This is a genomic window from Arthrobacter sp. KKT183 (genome assembly GCF_055657625.1).
Genome location: NZ_CM145770.1, coordinates 2,038,656 through 2,055,795 on the forward strand (window position 1 = coordinate 2,038,656; position 17,140 = coordinate 2,055,795).

The 17,140-nt window shown below is 62.0% G+C and carries 20 protein-coding genes; 1 reads left to right on the top strand and 19 read right to left on the bottom strand.

From position 1 onward, the window contains the following. Positions 1-123: 123 nt before the first annotated feature. The 17 genes from ACZ2GY_RS09720 to ffh all read right to left on the bottom strand — a co-directional run bounded on the left by ACZ2GY_RS09720 (position 124) and on the right by ffh (position 13,860). Entirely contained in the window at positions 124-1,059 is a 936-nt protein-coding gene (locus ACZ2GY_RS09720) for a tyrosine recombinase XerC (protein WP_277357250.1), read from the bottom strand. A 172-nt stretch (positions 1,060-1,231) separates the two neighbouring features. Next, positions 1,232-1,798, bottom strand: coding sequence for a methylated-DNA--[protein]-cysteine S-methyltransferase (locus tag ACZ2GY_RS09725; protein ID WP_471671770.1), 567 nt, complete (start codon positions 1,796-1,798; stop codon positions 1,232-1,234). A 69-nt stretch (positions 1,799-1,867) separates the two neighbouring features. Next, positions 1,868-3,073: a DNA-processing protein DprA gene (gene dprA, locus ACZ2GY_RS09730; protein WP_277357248.1), complete on the bottom strand. Its 1,206-nt coding sequence runs from the start codon at positions 3,071-3,073 to the stop codon at positions 1,868-1,870. After that, positions 3,070-4,611 carry a YifB family Mg chelatase-like AAA ATPase gene (locus ACZ2GY_RS09735; RefSeq protein WP_277357247.1) on the bottom strand — a complete coding sequence of 514 codons (1,542 nt, stop codon included), beginning with the start codon at positions 4,609-4,611 and terminating at the stop codon, positions 3,070-3,072. The genes dprA and ACZ2GY_RS09735 overlap by 4 nt, the downstream gene beginning before the upstream one ends. Beyond that, a complete protein-coding gene (locus tag ACZ2GY_RS09740) occupies positions 4,611-4,967 on the bottom strand; it encodes a YraN family protein (RefSeq protein WP_056548318.1) in 357 nt (118 codons plus the stop codon). Before ACZ2GY_RS09740 ends, ACZ2GY_RS09735 begins: the two co-directional genes overlap by 1 nt. A gap of 104 nt (positions 4,968-5,071) precedes the next feature. Beyond that, positions 5,072-5,398: a DUF2469 domain-containing protein gene (locus ACZ2GY_RS09745; protein ID WP_056548317.1), complete on the bottom strand. Its 327-nt coding sequence runs from the start codon at positions 5,396-5,398 to the stop codon at positions 5,072-5,074. A 7-nt stretch (positions 5,399-5,405) separates the two neighbouring features. Next, positions 5,406-6,122, bottom strand: coding sequence for a ribonuclease HII (locus tag ACZ2GY_RS09750; RefSeq protein WP_277357246.1), 717 nt, complete (start codon positions 6,120-6,122; stop codon positions 5,406-5,408). After that, positions 6,119-6,925 (bottom strand): signal peptidase I, encoded by an 807-nt coding sequence (gene lepB, locus ACZ2GY_RS09755; RefSeq protein ID WP_277357245.1) that lies wholly within the window; start codon positions 6,923-6,925, stop codon positions 6,119-6,121. The genes ACZ2GY_RS09750 and lepB (ACZ2GY_RS09755) overlap by 4 nt, the downstream gene beginning before the upstream one ends. Beyond that, positions 6,925-7,653 (bottom strand): signal peptidase I, encoded by a 729-nt coding sequence (gene lepB, locus ACZ2GY_RS09760; RefSeq protein WP_471671771.1) that lies wholly within the window; start codon positions 7,651-7,653, stop codon positions 6,925-6,927. Before lepB (ACZ2GY_RS09760) ends, lepB (ACZ2GY_RS09755) begins: the two co-directional genes overlap by 1 nt. A gap of 14 nt (positions 7,654-7,667) precedes the next feature. Next, positions 7,668-8,027, bottom strand: a complete 360-nt coding sequence (gene rplS, locus ACZ2GY_RS09765; protein WP_056548310.1) for a 50S ribosomal protein L19 — start codon at positions 8,025-8,027, stop codon at positions 7,668-7,670. 216 nt (positions 8,028-8,243) lie between these two features. Continuing rightward, positions 8,244-9,032, bottom strand: a complete 789-nt coding sequence (gene trmD / locus ACZ2GY_RS09770) for a tRNA (guanosine(37)-N1)-methyltransferase TrmD (protein WP_277357243.1) — start codon at positions 9,030-9,032, stop codon at positions 8,244-8,246. After that, the gene (rimM, locus tag ACZ2GY_RS09775; RefSeq protein ID WP_277357242.1) at positions 9,032-9,610 is read right to left on the bottom strand and encodes a ribosome maturation factor RimM; all 579 of its coding nucleotides are present in this window, start codon (positions 9,608-9,610) and stop codon (positions 9,032-9,034) included. Before rimM ends, trmD begins: the two co-directional genes overlap by 1 nt. Before the next feature lie 97 nt (positions 9,611-9,707). Further along, positions 9,708-9,950, bottom strand: a complete 243-nt coding sequence (locus tag ACZ2GY_RS09780; RefSeq protein ID WP_026543804.1) for an RNA-binding protein — start codon at positions 9,948-9,950, stop codon at positions 9,708-9,710. 1 nt (position 9,951) lies between these two features. Next, a complete protein-coding gene (rpsP, locus tag ACZ2GY_RS09785; protein WP_056548307.1) occupies positions 9,952-10,356 on the bottom strand; it encodes a 30S ribosomal protein S16 in 405 nt (134 codons plus the stop codon). Between the two features lie 175 nt (positions 10,357-10,531). Continuing rightward, the gene (locus ACZ2GY_RS09790) at positions 10,532-11,416 is read right to left on the bottom strand and encodes a VOC family protein (RefSeq protein ID WP_277357241.1); all 885 of its coding nucleotides are present in this window, start codon (positions 11,414-11,416) and stop codon (positions 10,532-10,534) included. A 73-nt stretch (positions 11,417-11,489) separates the two neighbouring features. Beyond that, the gene (locus ACZ2GY_RS09795; protein WP_277357240.1) at positions 11,490-12,212 is read right to left on the bottom strand and encodes an alpha/beta fold hydrolase; all 723 of its coding nucleotides are present in this window, start codon (positions 12,210-12,212) and stop codon (positions 11,490-11,492) included. A 64-nt stretch (positions 12,213-12,276) separates the two neighbouring features. Continuing rightward, positions 12,277-13,860, bottom strand: a complete 1,584-nt coding sequence (ffh, locus tag ACZ2GY_RS09800; RefSeq protein WP_277357350.1) for a signal recognition particle protein — start codon at positions 13,858-13,860, stop codon at positions 12,277-12,279. A 114-nt stretch (positions 13,861-13,974) separates the two neighbouring features. Here ffh and ACZ2GY_RS09805 point away from each other — a divergent pair, with 114 nt between their 5' ends. Next, positions 13,975-15,426: a glucose-6-phosphate dehydrogenase gene (locus tag ACZ2GY_RS09805; protein WP_471671772.1), complete on the top strand. Its 1,452-nt coding sequence runs from the start codon at positions 13,975-13,977 to the stop codon at positions 15,424-15,426. A gap of 63 nt (positions 15,427-15,489) precedes the next feature. Here ACZ2GY_RS09805 and ACZ2GY_RS09810 read toward each other — a convergent pair whose 3' ends face one another. After that, entirely contained in the window at positions 15,490-15,828 is a 339-nt protein-coding gene (locus tag ACZ2GY_RS09810; RefSeq protein WP_471671773.1) for a P-II family nitrogen regulator, read from the bottom strand. After that, positions 15,825-17,132, bottom strand: coding sequence for an ammonium transporter (locus tag ACZ2GY_RS09815; protein ID WP_056548300.1), 1,308 nt, complete (start codon positions 17,130-17,132; stop codon positions 15,825-15,827). Before ACZ2GY_RS09815 ends, ACZ2GY_RS09810 begins: the two co-directional genes overlap by 4 nt. Between the last annotated feature and the right edge of the window lie 8 nt (positions 17,133-17,140).

Sequence of the window (17,140 nt, forward strand, 5' to 3'; positions counted from 1 at the left end):
TTTCACTGGGGCTCTCAGTCCACGAGTATTGAACTAGCATCATTCTGCCCTATGAAAGCGAACGGCGCCACTGTACTTACCTCCGCAGTATCCATAGCGCGCCATGGGAAAAATTGCCTGCGGTCATGCCCGAGGGTGAGCCTGCTCGTAACTTCGGCGAAGCCGGTCTACTGAGACATGGGTATACAACTGAGTGGTTGCCAGGCTTTGGTGCCCGAGAAGTTCCTGCACTGCTCGTAAATCCGCGCCGCCGTCGAGCAGATGGGTAGCGGCCGTATGCCGCAGAGCGTGCGGGCCTCTGGCGCCGGTGCCATCGACCGACGCGAGCAATCTTTCCACGATGGACCGGGCCTGACGCTGGTCGAGGCGGCGCCCCCTTGGTCCGAGGAACAGAGCGGTCCCGCTGTCGGGACCGATCCAGAGCCTTCTTCCGCGTGTGAGCCAGTCGTTGAGTGCGTGAGCCGCCGGCACGCCATACGGCACGGTGCGCTCCTTGTTGCCCTTGCCGAGCACACGGACAGTGCGTCGATCGTGGTCGAGGTCGTCGATGTCCAGGCCAACCAATTCACCGACACGGATGCCGGACCCGTACAGCAACTCAAGCACAGCACGGGAGCGAAGCGCTGCGGGGTCGCCTTCCAGCGCCGCCTCTAGGGTGGATGCCAGCAAGGGCTGCAGCTGGGATTCCGACAGGACGTCAGGTAGACCGTTCTGACGGCGAGGCGCTTTCAGCCGGAGTGCGGGGTTGTCTTGCAAGTAACCTTCACGGGTAGCCCAGGCGAGAAAATTGCGGACCGTTGCTGCACGGCGGGCAATGGTTGCCCTGGAGAGCCCGTGCTGATCAAGTGAACCAAGCCATGCCCGCAGGCAACTCAAATCCACCTCCGTGAGATCCGCGATACCCCGCTCGGCCGCGAAAGATGCAAATTCCGCAAGGTCTCCCCGGTAAGCGCGCACAGTGTGGATTGAACGATTCCGCTCCCTGGAGAGGTAGCCGATGAATCCCTCCGCTTCACGGGTGAAAGGAGGTGGAAGGCTATCTCCAGAGAGTCCGCTCATGGCCTCCCTCTCCGTTCTGTCTGTGACGTGCTCCGTCTGCGACGCATGATCCAGCGGGTTCAGTCTGCGCCAGGATGCGTCGGCTCTCAAGGAGGCTCTCCGCCGCGGAGTGCAATTGCCCAGAACAAAGAAGCGGCGCTGCTGGTTGCTCCGTTACCTTCGCGGCAGGAATTCAGGCGGCCGCTCCGGCTGCAACCGTAGCTTCCAGTTCGAGCAGCGCACGTTTGACGGCGACGCCCGCCGCATAGCCTGTGATTGCTCCGCCGGCGCCCACTACACGATGCCCTGGTATGACCAGGGACAACGGATTGGCGCGTACCGCAGCACCAACTGCCCGCCCCATCAGTTCATTGCCCAGACCTTCTGCGATGTCTTTGTAGGTGCGGGTTTCTCCGTACGGAATATCAGCAACGGCTCCCCAGACGGCACGCTGGAACTCCGTCCCGGCGGGCAGACCATACGACAAAGGCTCGGCAACGGTTCCACTGAAGTACCCGCGAAGCCAGTCACTCGTCCTAAGGAACACCTCGGACGCAGCTTCTTCATTGATGGCGGGCGGCTCCTCCGGAGCAGGTTTCAAGGAAGAGCGGTGCTGGGAGTCCGCCTGGATGGGCAATCCAAGCAGAACCGGAGAGGGCTCCGGCGAATGATACTCGTGGTAGGCCCCAACGAGCGAGTCGTTCCCGGCCACGAGGACCAGTCCCCCGATCGGACTGTCGATGATCGTGAAGATGTTCATGGTTGTTTCCTCTCTTGATGATTCATTACTGCAGGGTTGCGATGCTTTGCGGCGGGAATCGCTGACGATTCACCGGGAGCGCTTCCGCCATCCGCCGTCGTCAGTTCGCTGGGCGAGCCCGTCGGTCTCCAGGCGGCCGAGCCCCGCAAGAACGCCGGGAACACTGAGACCGGCGACCGTCGCAAGCTTGTCCACTGTTGAGGACGAGCGAACCGGGAGAGCGTCCAGAAGCAGCAGGTCCTCGACCACCAGTCCGTCGTGCAGCGCCGGCTTGTCCTCACGTTTTTCCTCAAGCTCGGCGAGCAGGGGGCCAGTCAGCTCCGCCACCTCCGCGGCGTCTGTGACACAGATGGCGCTACCCTCCCGGAGGAGCCGATGACATCCAGCTGAATTGACGGAATGGACAGAACCGGGCACCGCTCCGACCGAGCGGCCCAGGCCGGCCGCGTGATGAGCTGTGCTGAGCGCTCCCGAACGCCATCGTGCCTCGACCACCACTGTGACCGAGCTGAGCGCAGCGATGATCCGATTCCGTTGGAGGAACCTGTAACGCGTGGGCGAGGACCCCGGTGGGACCTCCGACACGAGCAGTCCCTCACGAGCTACTTCACGCAGCAGATCCTCATTTCCGGCGGGGTAGTATCGGTCGATGCCGCAGGCAAGGACGCTCAGGGTCGGCAGCGGGTGATCCTCCCGTGCTGCCTTCAGCGCTCCACGGTGAGCTCGCGCGTCAATCCCATAGGCACCCCCGGAAACGACGGTGTACCCGCGCGCGACAAGACCGGCTGCCAGATCTCCGGTCACCTCCAATCCGTAACTGGTGCTGTCCCGTGACCCGACGACCGCCACTACGCGTTCCTGCGAAGGGATCGGCGCGGGGTTGTCTCCGCGTACCCACAGGCACATTGGTTCTTCAAGCTGAAGATCCGCGAGGGCTTTCGGCCACCAGTCCGACTCGGGGATGAGCAGGGTGCCTCCAAATCTGCGAACCGTTTCCAGATCCCTGAGGGGTGCGAGTGCGCCGACGCGAGTTTGCCAGCGGGCGATCGCCTGGATGAGGACATCCGTCCTCACCCGGTGTCCGCTTGCGTCCAGCACCTCGAGGAACGCGCGGTGTACCTGGGGACCACACGTTGTCGCGCCCGTGGCAATCTGCAGTGCTTCCACGGGTCCTGCCGCGGCCACGAGGGCCAGACCGACATTGTCCAATGGTTCGAGGAGCCGAGCCAGTGCGGCGCGGGCAATCTGCTCGTCGCTCCACACGGAGCCGGTCATGCCGGCTCCTCCTGGGTTCGAAAGAGCAGCGCCGTGGTGACGTCGTCTGCATTGGGCGAGGACCTTCCCGCCAAATCAGCGATTGTCCACGCAACGCGGAGCACACGGTCATAGCCACGCTTGGTGATGGCTGCCTTCTCTATCTTCTTGTCCACCGAGACAGTCGCCTTTCGGGTGAGCCGGAGGTCGTTGTGCAGCAGTGGCGCGGGAACTTCCGCGTTGGTCGAAAGCTCCCACTTGCTGAGCCGCTCGTGTTGAGCGGCTCGAGCAGCCGCAACGCGTGTGGCCACCGCAGCGGATGAATCCGCTGTGGCTGTGCCGGAGAAATCCTGCAGGGCGACCCGGTGTACAGCCAATTGCAGGTCGACGCGGTCGAGGAGCGGAGCGGACATGCGGTCGAAGTAGCGCCGGCGTTGCTGAGCTGAGCAGTTGCAGCCGATTCCCTTACCTGTAGCTTGTCCGCAGGGGCAGGGATTTGCGGCGAGAATCAGCTGAAAGCGTGCCGGATAGGTGGCAGTTCCTGCCGCGCGGTGGAGGACCAGTTCGCCGCTCTCCAGCGGTTCGCGAAGCGCATCCAGAATGCGGCGCTGGTATTCCGGTGCTTCGTCAAGAAACAGAACCCCGCGATGGGCGCGGGAGGCCGCACCCGGACGGGGTATGCCGCTGCCTCCACCGATGATCGATGCCGCGCTGGCGGTGTGATGCGGACTTTCGAACGGCGGCCGCCGTTGCAGCTCCCGACAGAATTCACTGCTGCCCAGGGAATGTATGGCGGTAACCTCCATAGCCTGCTTGTCGGTGAGGTCCGGGAGGATGCCGGGCATGCGCTCGGCCAGCATGGTCTTCCCGGCTCCTGGCGGGCCCACCATCATCAGGTTGTGTGCTCCGGCGGCAGCCACTTCCACCGCGAAACGAGCCTCGGACTGGCCGGCTACGTCAGACATGTCCTTCGGTATGACTACGGCGCCGGGCTGGTCTGCCCGCGCTGAAGCCTCGGACAGCTGCGGGGCAGGAAGTTCGACACACGCCGGATCCGCGCCGAACGCCAACGCGACCTCAGCGAGTGAGTCATAACTTCTCACCTCGGCACTCGGGACGAGGGCCGCTTCTGCGGCGTTCCCACTGGAGACGACGACGCTCGTAAAGCCGGCCTCCACGGCAGCCATGACTGCCGGGAGCACTCCACGAATGGGCCGAAGCCGGCCGTCCAGGCCGAGTTCGGAAAGAAACACGGTTCGCCCACAATTGCGCACATCCCCCGCCGCTGCCAAAGCGGACATGACGATTGCGAGATCGAAACCTGAGCCTCGCTTCGGCAACGACGCCGGAACCAGGTTGACTGTGATCTTCCGGCGGGTGAGGGGCAGGCCGGCATTGCGCGCCGCTGCACGAATTCGCTCTCTGGCTTCAGACAGTGAAGCATCCGGGAGCCCGAGCAGAACGAAAGCTGGAAGTGTCTGACCAATATCAGACTCAACTTCAACGATGTAGCCGTTCAATCCCACCAGGGAAACAGCATAGGAGCGGCCGAGCGGCATCAGCTCACCGCCCGCAGGTGCTCGATGACCGGTTCTTCCACGCCGCCATCCACGATCGCTACGGCGTCCACCCGGAAGCCGGAGAACCGGAGGTCGTGTGCCCGCGCCCAGCGCGATGCCAGAAGATACAGCCGTTCCAGTTTGCCCGGGGTGATTGCCTCTAACGGATGACCGTATGCCTCAGAGGACCTGGTCTTGACCTCAACAACCACCAGAGTGGCGCCGTCCACCGCTACAAGGTCAATTTCGCCGAGCGTACAGCGCCAGTTGCGATCAATAATCCGCAGCCCTGCGTCCTCAAGATAGCGCGCCGCGAGGGCTTCTCCCCGTTTGCCGAGCTCGTCCTTGTGTCTCATGAAAACACCTCCGGTACCAGCGTGGATCAACTGACTACCGGCGGCGCTCGGCTATATTCCTATGTGGGCAACTGCACTAAACCTGCCCGGTTGTGGAGCAGGAGTCAGGCCCCCAGTGATCCGTCCTTCGGAAGTGGGATGTCATCGGTCTTGGCCAGCTCCTCGACGTTTACGTCCTTGAACGTGATGACACGCACGGTCTTGACGAACCGGGCCGAGCGGTAAACGTCCCACACCCATGCGTCATTCAGCGTGAGATCGAAGTAGATTTCCCCCTCCGCCGAACGGGCCTGAAGGTCAACGTGGTTAGCAAGGTAGAACCGGCGCTCCGTTTCGACCACGTAGTTGAAGAGGCTGACGACATCGCGGTACTCACGGTAGAGCTGCAATTCCATGTCGGTTTCGTAGTTTTCGAGATCTTCGGCACTCATGACCCCATCATCTCCCAATATCGCCGGCAGCCACGCCGGGACCCGCAATAGCGGTGCCAAGACGCCACGTCCGACGATGTTCGACGCATGGACCCAGCCCGTCAATCGCGGCGCGGTGAGCAGACGTTGCATATCCCTTGTTGACGTCCCAGCCGTACCCCGGATAATCCTGCGCGAAGTCGATCATCAGCCGATCCCGTTCCACCTTGGCAAGGACACTCGCAGCAGCGACGCTCAAGCACTGCAGGTCGGCTTTGATCCGGGTGTGCACAGGGGCATCGCAACTGACTTCGGAAGAAGTTTCTGCGTCACCAAAAAGTGATCCCTGTGAAACAGGCGCCAGCCAGTTGTGGTTTCCGTCCAGGATGACGGCGTCCGGGCGTACTTCGCGTATCACCTGCGACCAGGCGCGGTTGCCTGCGGCGCGGAGCGCCGCCATAAGACCCGTAGCGTCGATCTCCGCAGCTGTAGCATGCCCAACCCCGTATGAGGCCGCCCAGCGTTGGATCTTTGGCACCAGCGCTTCGCGGTCAGGCGCACTCAGAAGCTTGCTGTCCCGCACCCCCCGCAGGCCTTTCACAGTCGTCAGGTCGACCACCACCAGGCCAACAGTCACCGGCCCGGCCAGTGCGCCTCGCCCCACTTCGTCGCAGCCGGCGAGGAAGCGGTGGCCCTCGGCCAGGAAGGAGCGTTCGTAGCGCAGCGTTGGAGCCTTTCCGGTCACGGCGCCGACTGTTCCCGCCCGGTGCTGCTCTGGGGTGCCTCAGGAACGTCAGCGAACACGTCGGGGTAGTTTCCCAGGAAGCCCATTCGGTCCAGCGGCCATGCAATCACGGAAGCCTTACCTTCGATGTCATCCACATCGATGAAACCACCACCGGGCTTGTCCGTGTTGGCTCGTGAATCCGCCGAAGCGTTCCGATGATCACCCATGACCCAGATCTTTCCTTCAGGCACTGTGACGTCGAACGGCACGTCCGACGGGCTGGCACCCGGGAACAGGTACGGCTCGTCTAGGGCTTCCCCGTTGACCGTGATCCTTCCTTCGGCATCGCAGCAGATTACACGGTCACCCTCCAGACCGATGACACGCTTGACGAGATGCTGTTGGGACTCATCGGGCACGAGGCCGACGAAGATGAGCGCATCCTTGAACCAGTTGCTGTCCGTCGTTCCAGCCGCAGGTTCGGGCAGCCAGCCCTGGGTATCGCGAAAGACGACGATGTCGCCGCGCTTGAGCTCGAAAGGCTCAGGCACAAGCTGGTTCACAAAGATGCGATCGTCGATTTCAAGGGTGTTTTCCATCGACCCTGACGGAATGAAGAACGCGCGAAAGAGGAACGTCTTGATGAGGAACGAAAGCAGCAAAGCAACTGCGACGATGATGAGTACTTCCTTCGCCCAGCTGCCGAGGCTGCGGGCGGCTGACCCACCGGAAGCAACCTCTTTGTCCGGGGAGGTGGAACGGGAAGTCTCTGCGGGGTCTCCCGCGCCGTCGTTCGGCGCCCCCGAGTGGGCTTTAGCCATTATTTGCTGTTCCTCTGCTGTGCGTTCGGAGAAAGTCGGGCCGACGATGAAGAATCCGCAGGGCGCGGTATTGCGGTGAAACGGTCGAAAGGCCACAGCACGTGGGTTGCACGGCCAATAACCCGTTCCTGGGAGACAAGCCCGCCGCCTGGTGCGCCCAACAGCCCGCGCGAGTCAAAGGACTCCGAACGGTGATCACCCATGAGCCATAATTTACCCTCTGGAACTGCGACCTCGAACTGCGTATCACTCGGCTCGTCCATAGGGAAAACGTAAGGCTCCGCAATGGCGTTCCCGTTGACGGACAGTCGCCCTGCAGAATCGCAGCACACCACGGTATCTCCACTCGTGCCGATCACACGCTTCACGTAGTTTGTCCCGGAGACGCCGACACCGAAGAAGTGCGCTGCATCCGATATTGCCTGCTGGAGTCCGCCCTCGCCTAGCGGTGCGAACGATCCCCTGCCGTCAAAGACGACGACGTCGCCTCGCTTGATATCGCCGAAGACGTAGTCGGTTTTTGAAACCAGGACACGATCATTTTCTTCGAGCAGCGGCTCCATTGAACCGGAGGGTATGTAGAAGATATCGGCGAGCAGTGCCCTGACGGCGACTACGGCAACACAGACGAAAGCCACGGCACAAAAGGCGAAGCGCCGGCCCGTGATACCGGGCCAGCGCTTCGGCGGCTGCCTGGAGGGTTTCCGTCCGTCGGAAAATTCAGGCATAGACAGGAAGAAAGTTACTTGGCGGTCTTTGGATCGCGCTTTTCCTTGATCTTGGCAGCCTTGCCGCGAAGATTGCGCATGTAGTACAGCTTCGCGCGGCGCACGTCACCCTTGCTGACTACCTCGATCTTGTCGATAACCGGGGAGTGCACCGGGAAGGTACGCTCCACGCCGACCCCGAAGCTGACTTTGCGGACCGTGAAGGTTTCACGAACGCCGTCGCCCTGGCGGCCGAGAACGAAGCCCTGGAAGACCTGAACACGCGTGTTCTTGCCTTCAATGATGTTGACGTGAACTTTGAGCGTGTCACCCGCACGGAAGTCGGGAACGTCATTACGCAGCGATGCTGCGTCCACATTGTCGAGAATATGCATGAAATTGCTCCTGGTGAACGCCACAGGTCCCTCACGTTGGTCACAACGACCAAGACCTGCATGCAGGCAGTTGCCGTTGAAGATTAGATACCGTCATGCCCTTTGGCGCATTCCGGAGTGCCATACTGTTGGCTACGCTCCCCCTGTGGCAGGTGCGTACCAGTTGACACAAGCTTCAATTATGCCACAACGACGGGGACAGCCGGAATCCGGCAACTAGTGCGGCGAGGACGTGGCGGCACGTGCCACTTTCCCCTCCACGACGGCGAAACCGTGCATCGTGAGTACGGCGCGGTCTGCCGCGTCCAGGCCTGCCGGGTCGAGCTTCTCGAGGAGGTCCGGCCGTCGCAGCGCCGTCCTGCGCAGCTGCTCGTCACGCCGGTGACGCGCAATGCGCGCATGGTTTCCGCTGAGGAGAACTTCAGGAATATTCAGGTTCCGCCAGGAGGAGGGCTTCGTGTACACCGGGTACTCCAGCAAGCCATCCGAGTGCGATTCTTCGACGAGGGATTCCGGGTTGCCAACAACTCCGGGCAAGAGCCGGGCCACTGCCTCCACTATCGCGAGCACAGCAACCTCGCCGCCGTTCAACACGTAGTCGCCCAGGCTGAGCGGAAGCACGTCGAACGAACCTTCGGCCCAGTCGAGCACCCTCTCGTCGATTCCTTCATAGCGTCCGCAGGCGAACACCAGGTGGTCTTCCTGAGCCAGTGTCGATGCCATCGCTTGAGTGAAGACCGTTCCAGCCGGTGATGGGACGATGAGGACCGGTCGTTTATTTTCCCGCACTGTCTCAAGAGCCTGTGCCCACGGTTCCGGTTTCATCACCATACCGGCCCCACCGCCATACGGTGTGTCATCGACGGTCCGGTGGCGGTCGGTGGTGAAGTCTCGAAGATTATGGACCTCGAGCGTCAGCAGACCGTCATTCCGGGCCTTCCCGATCAGTGAAAGATTGAGTGCTTCCAGGTACTCCGGAAAAATGCTGACGACGTCGATACGCACTAGTTGCGGTCTGCCTTTCCTTCAGCGTTGCCGCCCTCCGCAGAATCGGACTCTGCCTGGTTCGATCCAGGGAGGTTCAGCTCAAGCAGGCCTTCTGGAGGGGTCAGGACAACAAAGCCACCCTCGACATCGACCTCGGGAACAATCTCCTCAACGAACGGCACCAGAATCTCTTCACCATCGGAGCCTTCGATGATGAGCAGGTCCTGAACCATCAGGGTGCGCAGAGCGCTGACCCGGCCGACGACGGCGTCTCCTACACGCACCTCGAGTCCCACCAGCTCGTGCTCATACCAGGCATCGCCGTCGTCGTCTGAAGTGCCACCGGATTCGATGAAGAGCTTCGCACCTCTCAGCAGCTCGGCAGCGTTGCGGTCCGGAACCTCCTCGAATCCGAGGATCAGGATGTCCTTGTTCCAACGGGCGCTGGAACAGGTGAGCGGTCCCTGAGCTTCCGGCTCCACCCGGAAGACGGCGCCGGGCTCGAACCGCTCCTCAGGGGCGTCCGTGAAGAGCTGAACGGTTACTTCACCCCGAATACCGTGGGGCTTTCCAATGCGGGCGACCTGCAGATCCATGGATTCTCCGGTAGGTAGAGAGCGTGTCGAAACAGTAAAAAGTCCGGCCCCAACGCCTTGAGAGTTGGGGCCGGACTTCAGGCATAGGTGCTGCTGATCAGCGGCGGCGATCGGTATCCACGACATCTACCCGCACCGGCTCGCCATCCGCAAGAGCGGAAATGACGGTGCGCAATGCGCGTGCCGTGCGTCCCTGCCGACCGATGACACGGCCGAGGTCTTCCTGATGCACACGAACCTCCAGAGTCTCACCGCGACGGTTCGACTTGGAGGAAACCTGCACATCATCAGGGCTGTCCACGATTCCGCGGACGAGGTGCTCCAGCGCTTCAGCAAGCAACTTACTCAGCCTCGGTAGCTTCAGCCTCAGGCTCGTCGGCCTTCTTGCTCTTCGGCGTGATTGCCTCGGGAACAATGACGGAACCCTTTTCAGGAGCCGTGAAGGTCTCCTTGGGAGCCTTGGTCTTCAAGGTGCCTTCCTGGCCCTCGATACCCTTGAACTTCTGCCAGTCACCGGTGATCTTCAGGATCGCGGCGACCTGCTCGGAAGGCTGTGCGCCCACGCCGAGCCAGTACTGTGCACGATCCGACTTGACCTCGATGAACGAGGGCTCCTCGGTGGGGTGGTACTTGCCGATTTCCTCAATGGCACGGCCATCACGCTTGGCGCGGGAGTCCATGACGACAATGCGGTAGTACGGTGCGCGCATCTTGCCGAAGCGCTTCAGACGAATCTTTACGGCCACTTGTGTGGTCACTCCTTGTTGATCAAAAGGGCGAACTCCGGTTTCTGCACCCGTGGGGCGGGCCATACGTTTGGGAGCTCTGAAGGACACAACGCACGCAGAGAGAGGGGCTGCGCAGATTGGGTACGAATCCATTGTGCCAGAAGTTGATGCTTCCCGGCGACCTGGCACACGTTCAGCTCGCTGAAACCCTGAGCTTGTTTCGCCACGGGTCGTCGAACCGCAGTTCCTGGCCGGTGTGATGGTGCTCGATACCTGCACTTTTCAAGCGCTCAGCCAGTGCCCCGACTTCATCCGCAGTAGGTACGCGGATAAGGACTTCCCCGAGCCCCAGTGTGTCCTTGCGCGGGCCTGCGCCACGACTGTTCCAGACGTTCATCGCCATGTGATGGTGGTAACCTCCGGCGGAGACGAACAGCGCCTGCCCATGCCAGCCGGCAGTGCGCTCGAACCCGAGGGTACTCACATAGAACTGCTCTGCCGTCTGCACATCCCCCACCTGCAGATGTACGTGCCCGACGTCGGCGGCCGCCTGCTGCTGTTTGGTCACCGACTCCTCTGTCAGGTTACTTTCCAGGTATTGCCTCGCAGGAAGTGGAGCATTGTCCATGACGACGGTCCGCTTTCCTTGGCTGATGGTCCAGTCCCAGGTTTCCCGCGGCTTGTCGAAATACAGTTCGATCCCGTTGCCTTCGGGATCAGAGAAGTAGAACGCCTCACTGACCAGATGGTCTGCGCTTCCCACGTACCGGCCTTCTGCGGACTGCGCGACATGAGCCGCGGATGCCACGGTTGCGGCAAGATCGGCGCGGTCCCTGAAAAGCAGTGCGGTATGGAACAGCCCCGCTTCAGTAGGATCGGGCAACTTCAAGCCGGCGGCTGGAGCAAGGTGAATCAGCCGTTCGCCGGCTCGTCCCAGGTACAGCCCGCCGTCGGATTCTGCGGTGTCGACCAGGCCAAGTGCGCTCCGGTAGTAGTTCGCCATCCGGTCAAGATCTCCGACCTTCAGCATCACAGTGCCCATTGCAGTATCCGCGGGAAGCAGGTCGTCGGTCATCATGATTCCTCCAAGTGTGTGGTTCACGCGATCCAACTACTTGAAGCTTAAAGTTATTCCCAGCAACACTGTACGGTCAAGCATCAACTCCCAGTTCAGGGCCTTTTTCCGCATGGTCTCGGATGAACCGGCGAAGGATGGTGTTCCCTTCCTCAGTGTCCTGCGGACGATGCCCTCCGCCAACAACGCGATGCACCGCCCCAGTCCCGGCGAGGTACTCAGCGACCTCTTCGTAGAGCGGCTCCCAACCACCGGTCAGGACGAGGGTGGGCACGCCGGGAACTATAGCGAGCGGAGCCGTCCACGGAGGCGCCTGCATCCTGAGACGCCGGGCGCGGTCACGATCTTCGGCGGTGTTCAGGGGCCGGGGTTCAGAACCGAAAACCGCCCGGGCAAACTCCCTGTTGAAGTCCTCATCAGTCAGCTCGGCAGCGCGCATGAAAAGCGGCTCCACCCGCTCCCGGTGTGCTGCTGTTGCCGGCAGTTCTTTGGTAAGGGACAGGCAGGCCGGCTCAGCCAGAACCAGGGACCGGACAAGATCCGGCCTCTCGACGGCCAACATCATTGCCGACACGGCTCCTTGCGACGCCGCTACGAGATGACCGCCTCGCCCCAGTGCCTCCTCGACGATCTGCTGGTCCGCCTCGAAATCTGTCGGGAGCGGAGCAGCAACAGGATCAAACCCATGACGGCGTACAAACAGGCAGTCGAACTCACGTGCCATTCCGTGCTGTCTGGGCCAGGCAGCTGCACCAAAAGTCCCGGCACCATGTACGAAGACAACGCGATCACTTTTCATGACCTCAACCTAGCTGCCGCCTCCGACAAACCCGTCCGGTTGGCGTTCCACCGTCCCGATCGAACTATTTCCCGAGGAACTTCTCGAAACCTTTGGGCAAGTTCAGTGACGAGGGATCGAAGTTTTCCTGCTGGCCGAAAGCGGCACCGGTGGGCACGGATGTGCGCTGACCGTTCCGACGCGCTTCTGCGGCAGCAGCCTCCTGGGCAGCCTTGGCCGGGTTGCCCGAGCGGGGCTTCTTCTTTCCCTTGGCGTTTGCTTTGCCCTTCCGTGCACCGCCATTGAAGCCGCCGGGACCTGGCATACCGGGCATGCCGGGAATGCCGCCACCGGCAGCCATCTTGCGCATCATCTTCTGTGCCTGCCCGAAACGGTCGAGCAGCCCGTTGACCTCAGAGACGTGGACGCCGGAGCCGCGGGCGATGCGGGCGCGCCTCGAGCCGTTGATGATTTTCGGCGCGACCCGCTCATGAGGGGTCATTGAACGCACGATCGCTTCTACGCGGTCAATCTCGCGCTCGTCGAAGTTCTCCAGCTGCTCACGCATGTTCGCGGCGCCCGGCATCATCATGAGCATCTTCTTCATGGAGCCCATATTGCGGATCTGCTGCATTTGCGCAAGGAAGTCATCGAGGGTGAAATCCTCCTGGTCGGCGAATTTCTTCGCCATCCGGGCGGCCTCGTCCTTGTCCCATGCCTTCTCGGCCTGCTCGATCAGGGTGAGGATGTCTCCCATGTCGAGGATGCGGGATGCCATACGGTCCGGATGGAAGACCTCGAAGTCGGTGAGGGCCTCGCCTGTGGAAGCAAACATAACCGGCTTGCCGGTCACCGACGCCACAGAAAGGGCGGCGCCGCCGCGGGCGTCGCCGTCCAGCTTGGTCAGAACCACACCGGTGAAGTTGACGCCCTCGTTGAAGGCCTGTGCGGTATTCACCGCATCCTGGCCGATCATCGCGTCAATAACGAAGAGCACTTCATCCGGGTTGACGGCATCACGGATGTCCGACGCCTGCTGCATGAGCTCGGCATCGATGCCGAGACGGCCGGCGGTGTCGACAATGACGATGTCGTGGAGCTTGGTTCGTGCCTCGGCGACGCCCTGTCGGGCAACATCCACAGGATTGCCGGTCGACGCCTCGAATTCGGAACTCACACCGGGATGTGGAGCGAACACGGGAACGCCTGCGCGCTGCCCGTTGACCTGCAGCTGCTTGACCGCGTTGGGACGCTGGAGATCACAGGCAACCAGCAGAGGACTATGGCCCTGGCCCTTGAGCCACTTGGCCAACTTGCCCGCCAAGGTGGTTTTGCCGGCACCCTGAAGACCGGCAAGCATGATGACCGTGGGCGGGTTCTTGGCGAGTCGAAGGCGTCGGGTCTCGCCGCCGAGGATGCCCACCAGCTCCTCGTTCACAATCTTGACGATCTGCTGTCCGGGGTTGAGGGCCTGTGAGACCTCAAGACCAAGGGCGCGTTCCTTGACCTGCGCTGTGAAGGCGCGAACCACCGGCACAGCAACGTCCGCGTCAAGCAGGGCGCGACGGATTTCGCGAACCGTTGCGTCGACGTCTGCCTCCGACAGCCGGCCCTTTCCGCGCAGGTTCTTGAAGGTCGCTGTCAACCGGTCTGAAAGTGAATTGAACACGGTGCGTGAACTGCTTTCCTCGAACTCAAGTGGATTCAACTATCTAGGGTAGCAACTGGGTTCGCTCCAACAGGCAGCAGACAGCTACCCCCTTGCAGTGGCAGGGTGTTAAGGGTGACTACTCATGCGATTGACGAACAGGCTTCCGGACACCAATTCCAGGGGCAGGCCATCAAGACGTTGCTGATCCTCGGCGCCTCTGGCGACCTCACCGGCCGCCTGCTGTTGCCCGGGCTGGCGCGGCTAGTGAGACACGGGAAAGCCGAAGGGATAACCCTGGTCGGAGCCGGCTCGGACGCCTGGAGCACTGAGGATTGGCAGGAGCGCCTCGCCACGTCCTTCGCCGCTGCATCGCCGGATACCGGTACCCGCAACGATGACGGCGCCCTTGAACAGATCTGCGCGGGCAGTACTTATCATCAGGTTGATGTCACAGCGGAGGGTTCACTGGCAGAGCTGATTGCCGGCCTCCAGCCGCCGGTCGCGATCTATTTCGCACTGCCGCCGGCCGTCAGCGAGAAGGCCTGCGCCACACTCGAACCTGAGGACCTCCCGGACGGATCACGCCTGGTGATGGAGAAACCGTTCGGCACCGACAGGGAATCGGCAACCCGATTGAACACGATTCTGGGCCGGTTGGTGCCTGAAGACCACATCCACCGGGTGGACCATTTCCTCGGTAAGGCGACGGTGCTGAACATCCTTGGACTGCGGTTCGCGAACCGCCTGCTGGAACCGGTGTGGAACAGCCTCCACATCGATTCGGTAGACATTGTCTTCGACGAGAAGCTGACGCTCGAAAACCGTGCGCGCTATTACGACGGCGCTGGTGCGTTGAAGGATATGATCCAAAGCCACCTGCTGCAGGTGATGGCTCTCATCGCAATGAATGCGCCCTCGACGCTGCACGAGCGGGACCTGAGGGACCATATCGGAACCGTGCTGAGGGCCAGCTCGGTGCACCCGGATTTCCGTTCCAGTACCCGACGCGCCCGCTACACCGCGGGAAGTATCGACGGGCGCGAGGTTCCAAATTATGTGGATGAGAGCGGCGTCGATCCCTCCCGTGGCACCGAGACGCTCGCCGAAATTGTAGTGTCAATCAACAACGAGCGGTGGGCGGGAGTTCCATTCCGCTTGCGGTCAGGGAAGTCCCTCGGCCGGACCCGCAAGGAAGCAGTGATCACCTTCAAGCCGGTTAACCACCTTCCGGACGGCTTCACAGGAGTGGACTCCCCTACGCGGCTGCGCATCGGCTTCGGTCCGGACACCCTTAAGTTGGACCTTGATGTGAACGGTCCCGGCGACGTGTTCTGCCTGGACCGGGCAACCCTGCAGGCGGAACTGAATGCCTCGGAACTCCTGCCCTACGGTGAAGTTCTTGACGGCGTGCTGTCCGGTGACCCCACGCTGTCCGTACGCGGCGACACGGCTGAGGATTGCTGGCGCATCGTGGAACCGGTGCTGGAGGCCTGGAAAGCAAACGATGTACCGATGGACGAATATCCAGCGGGATCGGCCGGTCCGTCGAACTGGAGCACAGCCGAAGTGGGAGGCGAAAAATAGTGCAGCTATGGCGGGATAGGCCGATCCCATCCCGCCACAGCTGCACAAAACTTCCTTGGAAAGCTAGAGCGCCGCTTCCCCGCGTTCGCCCGTACGGACGCGGACGGCATCTTCCACCGGGAGGACCCACACCTTCCCGTCGCCAGCCCGGCCCGTGTTTGCTGTTGAGACCAGCACGTCCACGATGTCGGTGACCGAGGCGTCCGACACGAGCACCTCTACGCGGGCTTTCTGGAGGAGGTCGACGGTGTACTCCGCTCCCCTGTAAATCTCCGTGTGCCCGCGCTGGCGGCCGTAACCGCTCGCCTGGCTGACGGTAAGGCCCTGAACGCCGTAGTCCTCCAGGGCTCCCCTCACGCTGTCCAGTTTGTCCGGACGAACAATGGCAGTAACCAGTTTCATGACGTCACCTTCTGCTGGCCGGGATCGGCAACGGAGACTTTGGCAGTTGCGTGGAATGGGTGGAACTGTCCTCCAACGCCGAGCCCTCCGAATTCGTAGGCAGTTTCTGCGTGTTCGGAAAGGTCGACGCCGGAGACTTCGTTGTCGGCAGTAACCCGGAATCCGATGGTCTTGTGGATCGCCAGCCCGATCACGGCCGTCATCACCGCAGACAGCGTTACGGCTACCAGGACAGAGACGATCTGCGCGACAAGCTGACCGCTGCCGCCGCCATAAAACAACCCGCCGCCTTCGCCGTCGACAGGCAGGGCAATGAAGCCGATCGCGATGGTTCCCAGGGTGCCCGCCACCAGGTGCACTGCGACCACATCGAGTGAGTCATCAAAGCCGAGCTTGTACTTCAAACCGACTGCCAGCGCACACACGGCACCCGATACCAGACCCAGCCCGACCGCTCCGATGGGACTGACACTTGCACAGGCCGGCGTGATGGCAACGAGGCCGGCGACGATGCCCGAGGCTGCTCCGAGGGATGTGGGCCGGCCGTCGCGGAAACGCTCGAGGACGAGCCAGCCGACCATTGCTGCTGCGGGCGCGGCCATGGTGTTGACCCAGATCAGCCCTGCTTCTTCGGCAGTACTTGCGGCACCGCCGTTGAAACCGAACCAGCCGAACCACAGCAGGGCGGCGCCAAGCATGACCAGCGGGACGTTGTGCGGCCGGTGTGCCGGGTCCTTGCCGAATCCCTGCCGCTTGCCGAGGATGATGGCCAGTACCAGTGCCGCGACGCCGGCGCTGATGTGGACGACGGTGCCGCCCGCGAAGTCAATGGCCTCACCGACGGTGCTTCCGATAGCACCCTCGGCACTGAGCAGTCCGCCGCCCCAGACCATGAAGGCCAGCGGGCAGTAGACCGCTGTGACCCAGATGGGCACGAAGAGCGACCAGGCGCCGAACTTGGCGCGGTCCGCGATTGCGCCGCTGATCAGGGCCACCGTGATGATCGCAAACGTAACGCCGTAGCCTGCGCCGATCATGTCCTCTGTTCCGATGAGGCCCTCAAGCCCGAAGGAGGAGAACGGATTCCCGAAGAGCTGGGCAACGCCGTCGCCCCCCGTCATCGAGTAGCCCCACAGCACCCAGACGATACCCACCAGTCCGACGGCGATGAAGCTCATCATCATCATGTTCAGTGCTGCTTTGGCACGGGTCATGCCGCCGTAGAAAAATGCCAGTCCGGGGGTCATCAGCAATACCAGGGCGGCGGAAACCATGACCCAGACGTGACCTGCTGTCAGATCCATCGTTACGT

Bases quoted from the DNA above. Each gene is read 5' to 3' on its own strand.
- ACZ2GY_RS09720 (WP_277357250.1), bottom strand. From the start codon at position 1,059: ATGAGCGGACTCTCTGGAGATAGCCTTCCACCTCCTTTCACCCGTGAA.
- ACZ2GY_RS09725 (WP_471671770.1), bottom strand. From the start codon at position 1,798: ATGAACATCTTCACGATCATCGACAGTCCGATCGGGGGACTGGTCCTC.
- dprA (WP_277357248.1), bottom strand. From the start codon at position 3,073: ATGACCGGCTCCGTGTGGAGCGACGAGCAGATTGCCCGCGCCGCACTG.
- ACZ2GY_RS09735 (WP_277357247.1), bottom strand. From the start codon at position 4,611: ATGCCGCTCGGCCGCTCCTATGCTGTTTCCCTGGTGGGATTGAACGGC.
- ACZ2GY_RS09740 (WP_056548318.1), bottom strand. From the start codon at position 4,967: ATGAGACACAAGGACGAGCTCGGCAAACGGGGAGAAGCCCTCGCGGCG.
- ACZ2GY_RS09745 (WP_056548317.1), bottom strand. From the start codon at position 5,398: ATGAGTGCCGAAGATCTCGAAAACTACGAAACCGACATGGAATTGCAG.
- lepB (WP_277357245.1), bottom strand. From the start codon at position 6,925: ATGGCTAAAGCCCACTCGGGGGCGCCGAACGACGGCGCGGGAGACCCC.
- lepB (WP_471671771.1), bottom strand. From the start codon at position 7,653: ATGCCTGAATTTTCCGACGGACGGAAACCCTCCAGGCAGCCGCCGAAG.
- rplS (WP_056548310.1), bottom strand. From the start codon at position 8,027: ATGCATATTCTCGACAATGTGGACGCAGCATCGCTGCGTAATGACGTT.
- rimM (WP_277357242.1), bottom strand. From the start codon at position 9,610: ATGGATCTGCAGGTCGCCCGCATTGGAAAGCCCCACGGTATTCGGGGT.
- ACZ2GY_RS09790 (WP_277357241.1), bottom strand. From the start codon at position 11,416: ATGATGACCGACGACCTGCTTCCCGCGGATACTGCAATGGGCACTGTG.
- ACZ2GY_RS09795 (WP_277357240.1), bottom strand. From the start codon at position 12,212: ATGAAAAGTGATCGCGTTGTCTTCGTACATGGTGCCGGGACTTTTGGT.
- ACZ2GY_RS09810 (WP_471671773.1), bottom strand. From the start codon at position 15,828: ATGAAACTGGTTACTGCCATTGTTCGTCCGGACAAACTGGACAGCGTG.
- ACZ2GY_RS09815 (WP_056548300.1), bottom strand. From the start codon at position 17,132: ATGGATCTGACAGCAGGTCACGTCTGGGTCATGGTTTCCGCCGCCCTG.